Here is a 15,894-nt window from a genome sequence, read left to right on the forward strand (position 1 = left end):
CCCCCCGGCGAACGGTCGGCGCAAATTTCAATGGGCTTCAAGAGGGCGGAGGGTCAGTTCGAGCCTCCTGCGGAGGCGCAAGGGCAGTTCGGCGGAGGGCAGCTCGCGAGCCTGTGAACGCAGAACCTCGTGGACGTACACCGCATGGCAGTTCTGGGCGATTACCGGAATGTCATCGAGCGCGACCCCGGTAGCGCCTGCTGCCCGCGCATCCTCAAGGATTGCCTCAACGAGCGCAAACCATCGATCGGCATACGCGAGCCCGCTGCGGCCGATACCGGCAGAAGAGCCGAAGGATTCCTTGACGAAGGTGAAAGCTAGCTCGGGAAAGCGGGTGTAGAGGGCTGCAAGTTCGTCGTAGCAGCCGAGGATCCGATCCCGGTGGCTTCGGGTGGTGGGTTCCTGGGGCATCTCGTTGTCTGCGGCATGGGCTTGGACGCAGCGGATCACGACCTGCTCGAACTCATCGCCGTAGATGGACAGAAAGAGGTCGAGCTTGGACGGTACGTATCGGAAGAGGGTCGCCTCTCCCATGTCGGCCCGCGCTGCAATGGCCCGGGTGGTGACCGCCTCGTACCCCTGATCCCACATGAGTTCCCTTGCAGCGGTTCGGAGTCGCGTCATCGACTCCCTTTTCTTTCGCTCGCGCATGCCGAGCTCGTCCGAAGGGCGTGAAGGCATCGATCGCATCTCCTGCTTGGGTGGGTGATGGAAGAAGTTTAGGTAGGGCGACCGCAGCGGACGGGACCCACAGGCCTTCCGGGCCGGATCTGGCGATTTCGACAACAAGGTGCGTCGAACCTTGCGGAAATCCTGTAGAGCCAGCGTCGTACCTGGGCGGATCATCAGGCAGTCGTCGATGTGGCCGGTGCCACAGGGCGCCGCAGACCCGACCCGAGGAGCATCATGACATCCACACCACACGAAGCTGCCGTCGCGAAGCACGGTCCAGCTGCGGGGGACGGTCGCCTTGCCGGCGGCTCTCTTGGAACGGCGCAGATCGTCTTCTTCGTCATTGCTGCAGCGTCCCCGCTCACCATCGTCCTGAGCACGGGGCCGTTCTCCTTGCGCGTCGGCGGAATCGGTGCCCCCGGCGTCATGCTCGCGACGGGAGTCGTCCTACTTCTGTTCGCGGCGGGCTTCACTGCAATGTCTAGGCACGTGACCGAAGCAGGCGCCTTCTACGCCTACGTCACGCGCGGCCTAGGAGGAACAGCTGGCGCTGGCGCGGCAATGATGACGATGGCTGCCTACGGCGTCTGCGTCATCGGCTTCATCGGGTACATCGGGGTCTTTGCCCAAGGCTCCCTGGCTGCTGTCTTCGACCTTGACGTGTCATGGCAGGTCTGCTCGCTGGTGGCGGCTTCGATCGTGGCACTCGTCGGGTACTGCCAAGTCGACGTGGGCGCCAAGGTGCTCATGGTTCTCGTGACTCTTGAGGTCGCCGTAGTCCTCGTGCTCATCGCAGCAGTGTTGATCCAAGGTGGACCCGACAGCCCCAGCGCTGCCCCTCTTTCTCCTGACAACGTCTTCTTCGCGAGCGGCTCCGGTTCGCTGTTCCTGCTTGCGTTCGGTGCCTACATCGGTGTCGAGGGGACAGCCATCTATTCTGAGGAGGCGAGCCGGCCGGACCGCACCATTCCGCGTGCGACGTACATCGCGGTCGGTTTCCTGGCCATCTTCTATGCATTCAGCTTCTGGGTCGTCATCTACGGATTCGGTGTCGACGGTGCACTCAAGCAGGCTCAGGGTGACGGGTTCTTGGACATGGTCTTTGCGCAAGCGGACACGTACGTCGGTGAGGCGCTCGTCACCGCGCTGCGACTGCTCATTGTCACCAGCTTCCTCGCTACGGTCATCGCGTTCCACAACGCGTGCACGCGCTACATGTTCTCCCTGGGGCGCGGTGGCATGCTGCCGCACGGCCTCGCGGCCACTCACCCTCGAATGAAGTCCCCCCACATCGCTAGCATCGTGCTCAGCGCCATCACTGTCGTGGTCGTCGTTCTTGCGATGGTCCTGGGCTTGGATCCGTACCTCGAGCTGGGCACGTGGCTGTACGCCTCGGGGGTCATCGGTGTGGTTGGTGCACAGGCTCTCTGCGCGATCTCGGTCGTGATGTTCTTCCGACGCGATCGCCGAGGCCACCACGTGGTCCGCGTCCTGATCGCGCCACTGCTGGGCTTCATCGGGCTGGCCATCGCCCTCTATCTGATGGCCAACAACTTCAGCCTGATCAGTGGCTACACGGACTTCGGCCCGAATGCACTGATGATCGGTGCCATGCCCGCGGTCTTTGTCCTGGGAGCGATCCTGCACAGGGTGCGCGGGGGACGGCCAGCTGCCGAGCAGCCCGGACACGTCGGCTGAGCATCGAACCAACAGCGCGGTCCTCAGGTCCCGGGTGGATCTGGGGGCCGTGCTGTTCTGGAAGAGTGAGTTGCGCGACGCTAGGCGAGGGCGTGCCGCTCGTCAGTACGAGGACACGCCGGCTGGGAACGAGGACTCAGAGGGCGGGCGCAAGGGGTGGCATTGTCCTTCGAGTCCCGGTCGCTTCGAAGGCTGCTGCCAGGCCAAGTAGTGCCGTGTCGTCGTAGGCGCGACCTGCGAAGGTAAGACCGACGGGCATAGCGATGTCACTCATGGTTCCCATCGGTACGGTCACCGTCGGGATCCCGAGATGGCGGATGACCACGTTGCCGTTCGCCACCCAGACGCCGTTGCGCCAACCGCGGTCCGCCGCAGCGACGTCGACGTCCATCGTCACGGCGCCGACGTCGGCTACGGCGGGAAAGACGATGGCGTCGAGTTCGAGCGTGTCCATCCAGTCCTCGAGGTCGATGCGTCGTGTCTCAATCAAGCCGTGGAGACCATCCTCGAGGGGACGGATATCCCGCAATCCACGTGAGGCAAGTTCATCGCGCGCGGCGGCCAAGTCTGCGGCAACGCTCTCGAAGCCGGTGTATCGGCCAGGCAGCACGTCTGGGTCTGACGGGAAGACCAGGTCAGGGTCGACGTCGGCGAGACTTCGGATGAACGGGTCGTTGTTGAGACGAAGGAACTCGTCCCACGCCCACGCTCCAAGCACCATTCTTTCGGCATGCAGGTACTCCGCTGAGACGAGCCCCCGCTCAGTGAGGGGCGGCACCCCGTCGCGATCTCCCTCGTACCTGCTCACCACAGGAAGCTCTACCTCGAACACGGTTGCGCCCGCTTCTTCGAGGTCAGCGCGAGCCTGCCCCCAGAGAGCGAGGACGGATGCTCGGGTCTCGATGGGGAGGCCCGTGGAACCGCCCACGCCGGTCGCAGCGCCCGCACCGGCCTGCGGATCGGCGTTGATGTACATGCGCGGCACCCCGAGGCGGGCGCCGTCCAACCGGTGCTCGGCGATCGATCGTTCGCGCACCATCAGGTCCAGGTACGACCTCGGCCTGACGTCCGACGCGCGCGGCACCTCGATCCAAGGTTGCGTCCGCCAGAAGTCGCCACGAGTCACATGGTCGTCGGCGACGATGACGTCGAGTACCTCGAGCAGGTCGCCCATGGTCCGCGTGTGCGGGACGATCACGTCCATCGTCGGGGTCAACGGCCAGTTCCCACGAACGGAGATCAGTCCCCAGGAGGGGGTGTAGGCGCACAGCGCATTGTTCGAAGCTGGCGAGCGACCGCTGGACCATGTCTCCTCGCCGAGGCCGAAGGCTGCGTAGCTCGCCGCGGTGGCTACCCCGGACCCGTTCGACGAGCCGGACCCGTAGGCGGCGGGCAGGTATTCGGGGTTGTACGGGCTCGAGGCGCGGCCGTGGAGGCCGCGCTGCATGCCGCCGGCCGCCATCGGCGGCATGGTGGTGAGGCCCAAGGCGATTGCGCCGGCTGCCCTCAGGCGCTCGATGACGAACGCGTCTGACGTCGCTACCAGGTGTTCGAACGCCGGGGAGCCGGCGGAAACGGGTAGCCCGCGAATCATGTAGCTGTCCTTCGCGGTGTACGGAATGCCGTCAAGAGGACCTCGAACCTCCCCTCTGGCTCGCCGTGCGTCCGACGCGCGCGCCTCTGACAAAGCGTGCGGGTTCCGAACCGGAAGAGCGCCGAGGCGAGGTCCCCGTGCATCGAACGCTTCGATGCGGCGGAGATAGGCCAGGACGAGCTGCTCGCTCGAGACGACCCCTTCATGCAGAGCTGTTCGCAACGACGCGATCGTGGCCTCCGCGACCTGAAACGTGCTGGCTGCGGCGGATCGAGGTTCAGTCGCCCGTTCCCATGTCATCTCGGTGCGAACCTTCAGGCACTGGCGCCGAGAACCTCGGCGGCGGCGCGGTATCCCGAGGAGATCGCGCCGTCCATGTACCCGTTCCAGACCGTGGCGGTCTCGGCGCCGGCCCAGTGGATCCGTCCGACTGGAGTTGCCAGTGCATGGCCGTAGGAAGTCCATGCGCCTGCGGCCAGTCGTCCGCCGTAGCATCCGCGCGTGAATTCCTCGGCGTTCCAGTCCTGCTCGACGACGTCGAAGGGGTCGGCGGCCTTCGGACCAAAGAAGTCGACGAGTGCACTCACGACCAGGTCGCGCCGTCCCTGAGCGTCGAGACCTTCGGCCTTGCGGGCGAAGTCGCCTTCGATGAAGCCGACGATGACCCCGCACGCCGCGTCCTCGGGGCTGTTGTCGAACACGACGTTGAAGGCGTGGTCGAGGCTCTGAACCTGACCGCTGAGACCGTCTTCTCGCCAGAATGGGGTCTCGTAGCCGACCTGGAACTTGATGACCGATCCAGCCGGCATCTGTTGTGTGAGGGCATCGCGGGCGACGGGGAGTGCCGGCGCGTAGCGAAGGCGGCCAGCCAGCATCGGAGGCAGTGCAACGACTACGCGCCGCCCGGTGACAGATCCGCCTTCGTAGTCGACGGTCACGGAGCTCTCGTACTGTCGGATGGTTCGCACTACCGTCTCGAGGCGTACTCGGTCTCCGAGTTCCTCGGCCATCCGTTCGGAGATGCGGTGGGTGCCGCCCTTGACCCTCTGCTCCTGCGCCCCACCCGTCGTGCTGATGAGGACTTCCCAACTGGTGCCGGACTTGACGTAGAAGAGGAAGTGCAGGAGCGACAGTTCGGGAGTCTCTGCCGAAAACACCGCAGGAACCATCATCGCGATGTACCGCCGCGCGATTGGATCGTGGGTGTTCTCACGCACCCAGTCGTCGAGTGTCTGGCGGTCAAGGTCGCGTGCATCGGGGGTCTCCCACGCGGCGCCGATCGACACGGTCTGGGCGAGATCCTCGATGCTCGTGAACAAGCGGTTGACTTCAGCGGCGGACTCAGGGGGAAGCCCCCAGGATCCGGCCGTGTTGAAGCGGCGCAGCTCCCCATCGATGAACAGCGCGGAGTCACCTGCGTCGTAGGTGTCGAACAGCTCGAGACCGAGGTCGGCGATCAGCGCCTTGGCGACGTCCTGGCTCTGGCCGATCCATTGCCCACCTAGCTCCACGGCTACGCCGTTCGACAAGATGCCGCCCTTGTTGCGACCGGCGACCCGGTCGCGGGCCTCTAGCACCGCAACGCTCTTGCCGGCCGCAACGAGCTTACGAGCGGCCGCGAGACCAGCCAGGCCTGCCCCGACGACCACCACATCCACGTCCACGTCCGTGCCCGTATCGCTCATTTTCATGTCCAATCTCGCGCCAAGTCAGTCGTATGACTGACTTTGGATGCTAGGGATATTTCGGTCCAGAAGCAAGGGATGCAACGTCAGTGGGCGCGGTCCGCTTCGCTCGTTCGCGCAACCGGGCCCACTTGGGCGAGGGCAATGACCATCTCGATGAAAGTCTCCAGATCGCGTGCCGAACGTGTGTCGTCCGGATCGCATAGGTGCTGCAGGATCAACCCGTCCAGCCCGGCGACGATGATGCGTGCCAGCTGGTCGAACTGAACCCCAGTGGACTCGCCTGCCCTGGCAGCGGCCTGCTTGCACCAGGCGGCGACACCGTCGGCGTACTGGCGGTACTGCCAGCCGGCCAGTCGTTCGGAGTCGGCCGAGCGCAGTGCGTAAGCGGTCAGTTCGTACTGCATGAGTTGCAGGGACGAATGGCCTTGGACGAGGTCTGCCCAGAAGGTCCGAAGGTTGCGACCAATGACCTGGGCAAGGCCGCCGTCGGTTTGCGGCGATCGCCCGAGGATGTCGGCGATCTCGGCATTCACGTCGTCGATGACGGCCTGGAGCAACTGACGTTTGGACTTGAAGACGTGTTGCATCGTGCCGAGAGGCACGCCGGCCTCTGCGGCGACGGAACGTAGCGAGGCGTCGGCGACGCCATCGCGTGCCATGACGCGGCGCGCCGCCTCCACGATCTGCTGTCGACGTACGGATGCGGAAACGTAGCTCATGAGGACCATCTGCAGGGTTGGCTTGATCGTCATGGTTCCACATGAACGGTCTGGCCTAAGTGGTGTGGTGCCGTCTCGTCGGGAAGCCTGCGGGAGACACGTCGGAGGCTGAGTGCACTTCGATCGGAGTGCACTCCTTTTTTGTGGTACTAATAGTGGATGGAGGCACCACTGCGGTTGCGTCTGGTTTGGCGTTATTGAGAGCGGACCGCCTCGAGATTCACTCTTTCCCTGTGGAGCGTCCCTCCGATTCGCGTGACCATCATCTGGTGACGACCGGCTTCGGGCGTTGCAGGGCAGCATGTCCGATACAGCGAGGAAGGCCGGCGACATGAAGCGGGACATCTACAACGAAGACCACGAGGACTTCCGGAAGTCGGTGCGTGGGTTCCTGGAGCGTTCGGTGGTCCCCAACATCGATCAGTACATCGAAGCGCATGCGTTCCCGCGTGAGTTGTGGTTGGAAGCCGGAGCGCAGGGCCTGCTGGGCCTGCTCGTGCCCGAGGAGTTCGGTGGCGCGGAAGCGAACGATTACCGGTTCACGGCAATTGTCGGCGAGGAGTTCGCCGCGCTGAATGCGGCGCTGCATAGTTGCTGGGGCATCCACGCCGACACGGTCGCGCCGTACTTGATGGCCCTGCTGACCGACACGCAGAAGCAGCGATGGCTCCCTGGGGTCGCCTCGGGTGAGATCTGGTGCGCGATCGGCATGACTGAGCCCAGTGGGGGATCCGACCTGGCTGCACTGAAGACTACGGCCGTCCGCGACAGTGATGGCTGGTTGCTCAACGGATCGAAGACATTCATCACCAACGGCTACTCAGCGGACCTCGTCGTAGTCGCAGCCCGCACCTCTCCGGAGAAGAAGGCTCGAGGCATCACGCTGTTCGCCGTCGAGGCGGGTGTCGAAGGATTCTCGCGAGGTCGAAAGCTGGACAAGGTCGGCCAGGTCGAGTCGGACACAGCCGAATTGTTCTTCGAGAACGTCCGTCTTACTGACGCCGAGGTCATCGGTGAGGTCGACGGCGGCTTCATCCACATGATGCAGCACCTGCCTCAGGAGCGCCTCGGGTCGGCGGTGGGCAACCTGGCGCACGCCAAGCAGATCCTGCTCGAGACGCTCGACTACACCAAGGAACGCCAGGCCTTTGGTCAATCCATCGGTTCGTTCCAGCACAACAAGTTCCTGCTGGCGCAGATGTTCACTCAGGTGGACGTGGCGCAGGCCTTCGTTGACCAGTGCGTGCTTGCACACTCTCGAGGGGAGCTGTCTGCGATCGATGCGGCCAAGGCGAAGTGGTGGACCTCGCAGACGCAGTCCGAGGTGCTCGACCACTGTGTGCAGCTGTATGGCGGCTACGGGTTCATGAACGAGTATCGGGTGGCCCGCGCGTGGCGCGATGCCCGTGTGACCCGTATCTGGGCAGGGTCGAACGAGATCATGAAGGAGCTCATCGGTCGTGACTTGGGGCTTTGATTCTGCCGCTGCGGGACTTCTGTCGGCCGCGGTCTCCTTCGAGCAGGAAAGGAACACCCATGAAGCTTGAGACGGATTATCTCGTGGTCGGCGCAGGCGCGTCCGGCATGGCCTTCGTCGATGCCCTCATCGAACACTCTTCGGCCGACGTCATCATGGTTGATCGCAGGCATCGTCCGGGCGGGCACTGGCACGACGCCTACCCGTTCGTTCGCCTTCACCAACCTGCCGCCTGCTACGGGGTCTCATCGACGGACCTCGGCGGTGACCGGATCGACACACGCGGCAATAACGCCGGCATGTACGAGTTGTCTTCGGCCCACGAGATCTGCAGCTATTTCTCCGAGGTGATGGAGCGCGGCCTGTTGCCCTCAGGACAGGTCCGCTACTTGCCGATGAGCGAGTACCGGAGGGACGAGGACGGAAGGCACGTCGTGTCGTCGGTCGTGAACGGCGAGCAAGTCGAGATCATCGTCCGCCGCAAGGTCGTCGACGCCGCATACATCGAGCCCGCCATCCCGTCCACCCACACGCCCGCGTTCGACATCGATCCCGGGGCGGTGGTCATCCCGCCGAACGATCTCGTAAAGCTTCGCTCGAGGCCGTCGGGCTACGTGGTGCTCGGCGCTGGCAAGACGGCGATGGATACGTGTACGTGGCTACTCGAGAACGGTGTTGCCCAGGACTCGATCACCTGGGTCAGGTCGCGCGACGTGTGGTCGATCAACCGTTCCTGGACGCAGTGCCTCGATCTTGTGGAAGCACGCGCGAGGTTCGGAGCGGCGTGGTTGGAGGCCGCAGCGGTCTCGAAGTCGGGAGCGGAGATGGCGCTCAAGCTCGAAGAGATGGGGGTCTTCCTGCGAATCGACCGCGACGTCGCGCCAACAGCCTTCCGCGGCGCCACGATCAGCGAGCAGGAGATCGAGGGCTTGCGGAACATTGCCAACATCGTCCGCTCCGGGCGAGTCACCCGGGTCCGCGCCGACGGCCTCGACATGGTCGAGGGCAGCCTCGACCTCGCGGCCGGCCACGTCGTTGTGGACTGCACAGCAACGGGTCTTCGAACGCTCGAGAGGCGACGAGTGTTCGAGAAGGACCAGATCACGCTTCAGTACGTCACGCCAGGATTCGCGTGCTGGAGCGCCGCCACCCTCGCCGTTGTTGAGGCCCTCATCGACGATGATGACGACGTGAAGGAACGACTCGCTCTTCCGGTGGTCTACACCGGTCACGTGGATGATTTGCTCTCTTTCACTCGCGATCAGATCATCAGTGCAAGGCGCCGTGGTGAAGTGCCGGAAATTCGCGCTTGGTCGGGACGGACGCGCCTCAACCCTGCGCGTGGACTGCGGGAGAGATTGTCTGATCCGGCAGTGAAGGCCGCCATGGACGCCACGCGTTCGTGGGCGGAACCGGCCATGGAAAACATCATTCGACGCGTCGGCCCAGTCGCTGACCTCGTGTGATCCTCGAGCGGCAGCCACGTTCGAGGTCCCTCCCTCGAATGTGGCTGTCTCGGAGTTGCCCGCGAACAGCCGTGTCCAGAAGATTCATGGCCGTCGCTTCAGTCCTTGGATGCCATGGGGATGTCGTCCCCATGGCATCCAAGGACTACGCCATTAGCGAAGAGATGCCCCCAACGGCGGTCATGTCGCGACGAGCCGCACCCATGCTCGGGTGAATGGTCGCAATTGTCAGACTCCAAGCTCGGCAAGCCAGCGAGAAACGGGACGAGGGGTGAGGGCGAGGAGTCGCTGCGCCGAGACCTCTTCATCGATCACCTCGGATTCTTGGCTCTGGCGCCAGATGTACGCGTCGATGACCGGTCGAGCGGCCTGTTCGCCGAACAGAGGGATGATTCCCCGACCGAAGTCCTCGGGATCTTGCGCCTCGAAGGACATGGACGTCCCGAAGTGGTTGGCAAACCCCGCGGCCAGTTCCGAGCCCACCAGTGGAGGCAGTGCCCCAATTGACACGCGCCCAGTGACGTCATGGTCAAGCAGCAGCCGGACAGCGGCGTCGGCGACGTCCAGGTGCGAGACCCAGGACAGGTTGTAGTCCGCGCGCAGCGGGTATCGCAGCACCCCTTCGAGGCGGACGGTGTCGAGGACGCCGGGGAGTAGGAGATTCTCGAGGAAGAGCTTGGGATCAAGGGCCGCGAACGACCGGCCCGAAGCACCGAGCGCGTCGAGAAGCGCGGCTGGGCCGGTTCCGGGGGCGAGTGGATATCCGCTGGTGGACATGACGACTCGGGGCACGTCCGCGCGGTCGAGCGCGAGCGCGACGTTCGTGGCAACGGACCATTGGTACTCAGGGGCTCCGACGGGGAGATGGACAAAGACCCCGGACGCTCCCTGGTAGGCGCTGATGAGCGAATCGATGGACGAATAGTCGGCGGCGACGGCCGGGCCACGGACGGAGGCGGGGTCGCGGACTGCCGCGGTCGCGTGGTGCCCAGCAGCTCGGAGAGCGGCGAGGACGGGGGATCCTTGGGCGCCGGAAGCGCCGTGCACGATGTATGTCATGGGGCCATTAGTGCATACACTGCATCAGTGAAGTCAACTGCACTAATGGAATAGGGTCGGATCTATGGAAAAGGGATGTGGCCTCGTGCCTGAATGCGGAGTCTCGAGGTTCTTGATGCTGCTGGATGGACCTTGGGCCACCCTCGTCGTACGCGAGCTCTTGCGCGGACCGCTGCGCTTCACTGAGCTGATGCAGGCTCTGCCTGGCATCAGTGCGCACACACTGACCAGCCGTCTGCGACGTTTCGAGTCGTACGGGTTGGTGACCAGGACGGCCTACGGGGAAATTCCGCCTCGGGTGGTGTACGAGTTGACGCCTGTGGGCGTTGAACTCAGGACTGTTCTGGATGCCATGAACGCCTGGGCCGACACGGTTCCGGTGCCCGTGTTCGAGGCGGCCATGGACGAGGTGGGTCCGCCTCAACGGCTCGCGGTGAACTTCGCAAGGAGCGCGGCGCGCGGCGATACATGACGGTGGCTGGCGCTTGGGTGGTCTCGAGCTCGATGCTTCAGCGCGCCGCGGGGCCGCGTCGCGGTACCCCGGCCGGTAGGACTGTCATCGCCGACTTCGAGCGACTTGTCCGCAGTTCGTCGGCTACGACGACCCAATCTCGTTGACGATTGCGATGCGGCTCGATGGCGTGAGGCGACGAGTTCTCACGCCGTCCGGTGCGTTGTTTGGGATGCTGGACCGCAGGAACGTCGACCTGACGGAAGTGCGTCATTGCGCCCTGCGCAGAGAGCGGGTGGCTCACGTGGCCCACTCCGGATGCCGAGCAGTGACGGCCTGAAGCACGTGTCAGTCTCTCACCAATATGTGGTCTGATGAGTGTTCTCTCGGCCGCATGGACGTGCGCGCCGGTGGTTGGCGTCGTCCGTCGAACGGAACGAGAGGATGGCGCCCAGGAGTCTCGTGACGCTCACTTGACGTGGTGTTGCGTCGGCGTTGTGATGGGCGCGCAGAGCCCTGAATGTAGAGGCGTGCGCGAGCGCTCAAGATGCGAGGCCGGTGGGCTCCTGAGCCTTGAGTGATCGAGGGAGTAGCGAGCACGCGGCACCCTGGTCTGTCCAGCACGCCCCGTGCACCGGAGGTCGCGGCCGCTCGCGCACGCCCGACACCTCAGGGCCCTCGCCGAGGTCGAGGGGCGGGCGCCGCAATGCGAGTAGGGAGATGAGGTCGTAGGCGACGTGGGGGCGGCCACGCCGGTGAGCTGGGCGTGGTCGAAGGCGGGTGGGACCTCGACGACGTCGGCGCCGATGAGGTTCAGTCCGCCAAGCCCGCGGAGGATCTGGAGGAACTCGCGGCTTGTGATGCCTACGGCTTCGGGGGTGCCGAATCCGAAGCGCAGGTCGTCTTGGAGGTTGTGGTGGCCGTAGCGGAGGGAGGGGCTCGGGGTTCGGCCGTGAGCTCGGACTGCTGGGCATGGACGAGTTCTCCGACAAGCGTCTCCTCTGCGTTGCCGCCTGAGCTCACGAGGATGCCGGTGTCCTTGCAACCGGTAGGCGGCACAGTCTTCTTTGCGTCGCATCTTCAGGAGGGGGTGTGTGCCGCGACGCTAACCGCGTTGAACAGTTGTACGGCGTAGCGGTCGGCGGCCTGTCGTGTTCTCTTCTCGGATGGGGCGAGCGCCCAGAAGAGCAGGCACGGCACGGTGGGAGCAAGGCTGGTTAGGAACGCTGGTGTGGGTGTGGCGTTGAGGAGGGCGTGGGATAGAGCCGTCCCGACTGCTGCGAGGAGAGCGAGCCCGCGTCCGATCCATCTCAGCGCGTACAGGTTCCGTTCGAACCCGTACTGAGTGTTCTCGGCTTGGACGGCTGCTATGCCACGAGGACCGCCGTGGCCCAGGTATCGGCATGAAGCGACGGCCGTCTCGATGGCCTGGTCGGCTGCGCTGGGCTGGCGACGTTCTTCGGCTTCGTCGAACAGGTCGACGCCGGTGAGAGCTGTGATATCCGTGCGCCATTTTCTCTGCTGCAGGGGGTTGGTGGCCCGATCGCGTAGTCGAAGCATGCGGGTGGTGCTGGGACCGTCCCACTCGGTCCAGAGGGTCACCTGGGCTCCGCGTCCGATGGCGCCGACGAGGACTGAGATGACGTACGTTCCGCCGACGATGGTCGCGAGCGCGCTGGCTGCGGTGAGTGCGGAGGACTGGATGAGGCCGAGTGAGAGGAGGGCGACGGAGATCGGTGCGATGGCGAGGAGCCCGGGCGTCGCGCGTGCTTTGAGGTCGTACGTGCTGGCCATCGTCTACCACCTGACCGTTGAGGGGCGAAGGTCATCGACCGTCATTGCGGCGTGGAAGGTGATGGTTGGGTCTGCTTGTGGTGATGATCTGCTCACGTGGTTTCCTCGAGCCATCCGAGTGGTTCGGCGGGGCTGGAATACGACGCTCGCGAAGGGGCGTCGGGAGAGGACCATCGGAGGTTGATGCCGCGTGTGCAGACGACGGGGTAGCCGCGTCTCCTGATGGCGTTGGCAACTTCGGGTCGCGGGTGGTCATGAGCTTGCTTCCCGACGCTGGCGATGGCGAAACCTCTCGTGCTGTCGGTCTGTGGGCCGAGGAGGCGGTCGAGCAGCTCGGGCGTGAGGTTGTGCCGTGAGCCGTGGTGAGGAATGTCGAAGAGGTCGAGTGGAGCGGCGGACAGTCCTAGGAGGTCGAGGGTGTTCGCGGCGTGGGTGAGTGCTGGAGTGCCGGCATCGCCGGTGAAGAGTGCGCGCTTGTCGCCGACGAGGAAGTTGACGATGATGCTGGAGTTGTTGCGGGGGGTGGTTCCTCCGTTGTCTCCGGTCATCGTTTCGCCGGGGTCCCTGATCAGCTGTCGTACGCGCGCGAATGTCGTGCTGGCGGTGTGGGCGATCTTGGACAGGACGGAGCCGGTCAGGGCGCGCTGTTCGGCGAGTGTTTCGGCGTAGTAGTCGCGGGTGGGGCCGGCGATGGTGAGGGCGCCACCGAAGAGTCGTGTTCCGGCAAACTGGCCTGCTTCGACGTGCGTTCCGCGTCGTTCCGCGAGGGCGATGAGGTCTTCGACCGTCTCGGACTTGACGTTGTCGCTGGGACCGAAGCCGAAGTCGCGGGGGCGGTGGAGGAGCAGCGTGGTGACAGTGGCGCGCTCCAGGAGCGTGAAGAGGCCCATGATGTGGTCGTCGTCGGGGTGTGTGCAGATGGCGAGGTCGATGGTGGTGGTGTCGTAGAACTCTTCGATGAGGTCGGCGATACGGTCGCCGGTCTCTTTGAAGCCTCCGTCGATGACGACCACTGCGTCGGTTCCGGTGTCAGGTCGGGTGAAGCGCATCGCGATGGCGTCACCGGTGTTGGACTTCTCGCCCACCCATAGGTAGTCGACCTCGTGCATGGTATGAGTCCCTTCGCGGTTCGTGGTGCTTGTTTGAGGAGTTGTGTGGCGTAGGTTGACGCGCCGTGTCCTGGTGCGTGGGTTTGCGGCCGGGCACCTGCAGCGCCCGCGGGTGCGTCGCGTCCGCGAGGTAGCCGGCCGGCGAGGTAGTCAGCCGCGGGGAGGGAAGGGGTCGTTTCCGTAGGTGCGCTCGTCCTCGATCGTTCCGTCCATGCGGTGGACGATCAGCTGGCTGGGATGGTTGTTGGTTGCTGCGCGGACGCCGGCTGTGATTGCGGGGTCCTTGAGTGCGTGGGTCGACAGCGTCTGGCCTCGGTGCGCGACCCGCCAGGTGCTGGCCTTGTAGACGACGTCGTATCGTGCGCGTGCCATGGGGAACTCCTTGGTTGTAGTGGCCGATGCGGTGGTCGGCTGCTCTCGTTCCCCTTGTCGCTCCATCGGCCGGCATCGTGCGGCCTTGGCCGCTGGCGTCGTGTGCGGCCTGCGGCCTGCTGGTGGGAAGCGGAACGTCGAGCGGTGGCGTGGAGGGTTGGGCGGGGGCGCCTGAGAAACGCAGGCTCGGCTGTGGTGTGTCGATGACCGTGTTTCGGATCGGCGCCGTTCGGGTCCGCCGGTGGAGGGCGGATGCGGCTCATTGTCGGCTGGTCGTGATACCGCCGCTGCGTCCTCCGCGCGAAATTCGTGTCCACCGTGCCGTGTCATCGCCGTCGAGAGCTTTCACGTACCAGGAGTGGTTCCCTTTTCCGGTGGCTCGGCGTGAGTCGATGACTCGGTCTGCGACGGAGATCCCGTACCACTCGCGCCAGGCTTCCTCGAGGGCATCGGCAACTTCGACGTCCTGCTGATAGAGGGCGGTGAATGCTTCGAGGCTTGCCGTGGTGCTCGCGTCAGGACCGGTGGAGTTCTCGGTCGACGCGGACGGGTGTGACGGGCTCGCTGTCTCGGTGCTCGAGGCTTTGCTTTCGACTTCTCCCGCGGTTGAGGGCGCGACCTGTGGTTCGGGCCTGACGCCGTGGTCCCCGAAGGTGACGATCCACATCCTGCCGGTGATGGCCATCAGCAGCAGAAGTGTCCCGACGGCGAGGAGCGCGAGGGGTAGGGCCGTGCTGACCTCATCGACGGTGACTGTGCACCCGAGTGGGGCGTGCTCGCACGATGGCGCCGCGATGCGTCTCTGCGGAGGCCGCAGCACGAGCAGCGCGCCGGCGACAAGTACTGATGCGCCGAACAAGCTTGCCCCGAGCCGCGGGGTCATGCCCAGGAGGTTAGGGCTCGTCGAGGAGGCAGTCACAGCTGCTTGTCTCGGCCGACCGTTGAAGATCACCCGTCAGCCCGAAAGTTCGAGGTCTCGGCAGCACCCGCGCACGAATGTTGCGGATGGAGCGACAAGCAGAAGTAGCAGCAGCCGACACGACAGGAGCAACCATGCCGAACCGCAAGGAAACCAGCCCCGCGGCAGCGAGGGCGTCCTCGAAGGTGCTGCGCGACAAGCGAACCGGGAAGGCCTCGAAGACGGCCGCCGGCTCTGCCCTCGCGCAGGCCAGGAAGTCCAAGAAGAAGTGACCCACGCGGGGCCGCAGCACCAGCTGCGGCCCCGAGCGTTCCCTACTCCACGCGTCAAGGAAACGTCCATGATGAACTTCACGGAGTTGACCGGCGGGGCCCGCGCAAGCATGATCGCTGAGTTCGATGCCGAGCAGGCGTCGCGCGCTCCCTTCCAGCCGGTGCGGCTGAACGCCGAAGGGCGCCGTCGTTGGCCCGAACTGATGCGCGAAACCATCACCGACCACGCGAGACCCGGCTCCGTCAGATCCTCATCGACGACCGGTCTCATCGTGGCCGAAGAACTGTCGGCGAGGACGAAGTCCGGGCTGCGCGCAGTGAACCTCGCCGCGGCGGCCGAGACGATGGCCACGTCGGAGTTCAACACCTGGAACGTGCGGGGCCTATCGGCGCTGTTGCTCGCCGAAGGAGTCCAGCAGGTGCGCGTCTACCGAGCCGCTGATGCCCAGGGAAGACCGGACCAGTGCGGAGCGTACGAGGGCCAGGTCGTAGACACGCAGGCCGTCTACGACGGCCACCGGCGGCGCTATCACCCGGTCGCGGAGGACGTGTTCGCCATCCCGTTCCAGCCGATTTGTCATCACAGCATCGAGCGCGCCTGACC

General features: G+C 64.9%; 16 protein-coding genes. 6 read left to right on the plus strand and 10 right to left on the minus strand.

What is annotated here, in order from left to right:
• Nucleotides 1-27 precede the first annotated feature (27 nt).
• The gene (locus RQG84_RS00800; RefSeq protein ID WP_311208420.1) at nucleotides 28-651 is read right to left on the minus strand and encodes a helix-turn-helix domain-containing protein; all 624 of its coding nucleotides are present in this window, start codon (nucleotides 649-651) and stop codon (nucleotides 28-30) included.
• 255 nt (nucleotides 652-906) lie between these two features.
• Between RQG84_RS00800 and RQG84_RS00805 the strand changes: the two genes are divergently transcribed.
• Nucleotides 907-2,370, plus strand: a complete 1,464-nt coding sequence (locus RQG84_RS00805; RefSeq protein ID WP_311208421.1) for an APC family permease — start codon at nucleotides 907-909, stop codon at nucleotides 2,368-2,370.
• Between the two features lie 136 nt (nucleotides 2,371-2,506).
• Here RQG84_RS00805 and RQG84_RS00810 read toward each other — a convergent pair whose 3' ends face one another.
• From RQG84_RS00810 to RQG84_RS00820, 3 genes are all read right to left on the minus strand, one after another.
• Nucleotides 2,507-4,264: an amidase gene (locus RQG84_RS00810; protein WP_311208422.1), complete on the minus strand. Its 1,758-nt coding sequence runs from the start codon at nucleotides 4,262-4,264 to the stop codon at nucleotides 2,507-2,509.
• Between the two features lie 14 nt (nucleotides 4,265-4,278).
• Complete coding sequence (locus tag RQG84_RS00815; RefSeq protein WP_311208423.1) at nucleotides 4,279-5,649, minus strand: NAD(P)/FAD-dependent oxidoreductase; 1,371 nt, start codon at nucleotides 5,647-5,649, stop codon at nucleotides 4,279-4,281.
• Between the two features lie 86 nt (nucleotides 5,650-5,735).
• A complete protein-coding gene (locus tag RQG84_RS00820) occupies nucleotides 5,736-6,404 on the minus strand; it encodes a TetR/AcrR family transcriptional regulator (protein ID WP_311208424.1) in 669 nt (222 codons plus the stop codon).
• A gap of 298 nt (nucleotides 6,405-6,702) precedes the next feature.
• On the opposite strand from RQG84_RS00820, the gene RQG84_RS00825 reads away from it, so the two are divergent.
• The gene (locus tag RQG84_RS00825; protein WP_311208425.1) at nucleotides 6,703-7,848 is read left to right on the plus strand and encodes an acyl-CoA dehydrogenase family protein; all 1,146 of its coding nucleotides are present in this window, start codon (nucleotides 6,703-6,705) and stop codon (nucleotides 7,846-7,848) included.
• 59 nt (nucleotides 7,849-7,907) lie between these two features.
• A complete protein-coding gene (locus RQG84_RS00830) occupies nucleotides 7,908-9,314 on the plus strand; it encodes an NAD(P)-binding protein (RefSeq protein WP_311208426.1) in 1,407 nt (468 codons plus the stop codon).
• A gap of 228 nt (nucleotides 9,315-9,542) precedes the next feature.
• Here the strand turns inward: RQG84_RS00830 and RQG84_RS00835 are convergent, their stop codons facing one another.
• Nucleotides 9,543-10,373: an NAD(P)H-binding protein gene (locus tag RQG84_RS00835; protein WP_311208427.1), complete on the minus strand. Its 831-nt coding sequence runs from the start codon at nucleotides 10,371-10,373 to the stop codon at nucleotides 9,543-9,545.
• Between the two features lie 115 nt (nucleotides 10,374-10,488).
• Here RQG84_RS00835 and RQG84_RS00840 point away from each other — a divergent pair, with 115 nt between their 5' ends.
• Complete coding sequence (locus RQG84_RS00840; protein WP_311208428.1) at nucleotides 10,489-10,845, plus strand: helix-turn-helix domain-containing protein; 357 nt, start codon at nucleotides 10,489-10,491, stop codon at nucleotides 10,843-10,845.
• A gap of 448 nt (nucleotides 10,846-11,293) precedes the next feature.
• Here the strand turns inward: RQG84_RS00840 and RQG84_RS00845 are convergent, their stop codons facing one another.
• From RQG84_RS00845 to RQG84_RS00865, 5 genes are all read right to left on the minus strand, one after another.
• Nucleotides 11,294-11,902, minus strand: coding sequence for an arginase family protein (locus tag RQG84_RS00845; protein WP_311208429.1), 609 nt, complete (start codon nucleotides 11,900-11,902; stop codon nucleotides 11,294-11,296).
• Nucleotides 11,903-11,904: 2 nt separating this feature from the next.
• Nucleotides 11,905-12,618 (minus strand): hypothetical protein, encoded by a 714-nt coding sequence (locus tag RQG84_RS00850; RefSeq protein WP_311208430.1) that lies wholly within the window; start codon nucleotides 12,616-12,618, stop codon nucleotides 11,905-11,907.
• 92 nt (nucleotides 12,619-12,710) lie between these two features.
• The gene (locus RQG84_RS00855; protein WP_311208431.1) at nucleotides 12,711-13,727 is read right to left on the minus strand and encodes an MBL fold metallo-hydrolase; all 1,017 of its coding nucleotides are present in this window, start codon (nucleotides 13,725-13,727) and stop codon (nucleotides 12,711-12,713) included.
• A gap of 150 nt (nucleotides 13,728-13,877) precedes the next feature.
• Nucleotides 13,878-14,099, minus strand: coding sequence for a DUF2188 domain-containing protein (locus RQG84_RS00860; protein WP_311208432.1), 222 nt, complete (start codon nucleotides 14,097-14,099; stop codon nucleotides 13,878-13,880).
• Between the two features lie 259 nt (nucleotides 14,100-14,358).
• Entirely contained in the window at nucleotides 14,359-14,982 is a 624-nt protein-coding gene (locus RQG84_RS00865; protein WP_311208433.1) for a hypothetical protein, read from the minus strand.
• 170 nt (nucleotides 14,983-15,152) lie between these two features.
• Between RQG84_RS00865 and RQG84_RS00870 the strand changes: the two genes are divergently transcribed.
• Together RQG84_RS00870 and RQG84_RS00875 are read left to right on the plus strand one after the other, a co-directional pair.
• Nucleotides 15,153-15,290: a hypothetical protein gene (locus RQG84_RS00870; RefSeq protein WP_311208434.1), complete on the plus strand. Its 138-nt coding sequence runs from the start codon at nucleotides 15,153-15,155 to the stop codon at nucleotides 15,288-15,290.
• A gap of 68 nt (nucleotides 15,291-15,358) precedes the next feature.
• The gene (locus RQG84_RS00875; protein ID WP_311208435.1) at nucleotides 15,359-15,892 is read left to right on the plus strand and encodes a hypothetical protein; all 534 of its coding nucleotides are present in this window, start codon (nucleotides 15,359-15,361) and stop codon (nucleotides 15,890-15,892) included.
• Nucleotides 15,893-15,894: the final 2 nt, after the last annotated feature.

The sequence above is a fragment of the Aeromicrobium sp. WCS2018Hpa-31 genome, assembly GCF_031843905.1.
Taxonomy (GTDB): domain Bacteria; phylum Actinomycetota; class Actinomycetes; order Propionibacteriales; family Nocardioidaceae; genus Aeromicrobium.

Excerpts from the sequence above, each read along its gene's own strand:
- RQG84_RS00820 (WP_311208424.1), bottom strand. The coding sequence starts at position 6,404 with ATGACGATCAAGCCAACCCTGCAGATGGTCCTCATGAGCTACGTTTCC.
- RQG84_RS00810 (WP_311208422.1), bottom strand. The coding sequence starts at position 4,264 with ATGACATGGGAACGGGCGACTGAACCTCGATCCGCCGCAGCCAGCACG.
- RQG84_RS00805 (WP_311208421.1), top strand. The coding sequence starts at position 907 with ATGACATCCACACCACACGAAGCTGCCGTCGCGAAGCACGGTCCAGCT.
- RQG84_RS00840 (WP_311208428.1), top strand. The coding sequence starts at position 10,489 with ATGCTGCTGGATGGACCTTGGGCCACCCTCGTCGTACGCGAGCTCTTG.
- RQG84_RS00825 (WP_311208425.1), top strand. The coding sequence starts at position 6,703 with ATGAAGCGGGACATCTACAACGAAGACCACGAGGACTTCCGGAAGTCG.
- RQG84_RS00860 (WP_311208432.1), bottom strand. The coding sequence starts at position 14,099 with ATGGCACGCGCACGATACGACGTCGTCTACAAGGCCAGCACCTGGCGG.
- RQG84_RS00800 (WP_311208420.1), bottom strand. The coding sequence starts at position 651 with ATGCGCGAGCGAAAGAAAAGGGAGTCGATGACGCGACTCCGAACCGCT.
- RQG84_RS00870 (WP_311208434.1), top strand. The coding sequence starts at position 15,153 with ATGCCGAACCGCAAGGAAACCAGCCCCGCGGCAGCGAGGGCGTCCTCG.
- RQG84_RS00835 (WP_311208427.1), bottom strand. The coding sequence starts at position 10,373 with ATGACATACATCGTGCACGGCGCTTCCGGCGCCCAAGGATCCCCCGTC.
- RQG84_RS00875 (WP_311208435.1), top strand. The coding sequence starts at position 15,359 with ATGATGAACTTCACGGAGTTGACCGGCGGGGCCCGCGCAAGCATGATC.
- RQG84_RS00845 (WP_311208429.1), bottom strand. The coding sequence starts at position 11,902 with ATGCGACGCAAAGAAGACTGTGCCGCCTACCGGTTGCAAGGACACCGG.
- RQG84_RS00815 (WP_311208423.1), bottom strand. The coding sequence starts at position 5,649 with ATGAGCGATACGGGCACGGACGTGGACGTGGATGTGGTGGTCGTCGGG.
- RQG84_RS00850 (WP_311208430.1), bottom strand. The coding sequence starts at position 12,618 with ATGGCCAGCACGTACGACCTCAAAGCACGCGCGACGCCCGGGCTCCTC.
- RQG84_RS00830 (WP_311208426.1), top strand. The coding sequence starts at position 7,908 with ATGAAGCTTGAGACGGATTATCTCGTGGTCGGCGCAGGCGCGTCCGGC.
- RQG84_RS00865 (WP_311208433.1), bottom strand. The coding sequence starts at position 14,982 with ATGACCCCGCGGCTCGGGGCAAGCTTGTTCGGCGCATCAGTACTTGTC.
- RQG84_RS00855 (WP_311208431.1), bottom strand. The coding sequence starts at position 13,727 with ATGCACGAGGTCGACTACCTATGGGTGGGCGAGAAGTCCAACACCGGT.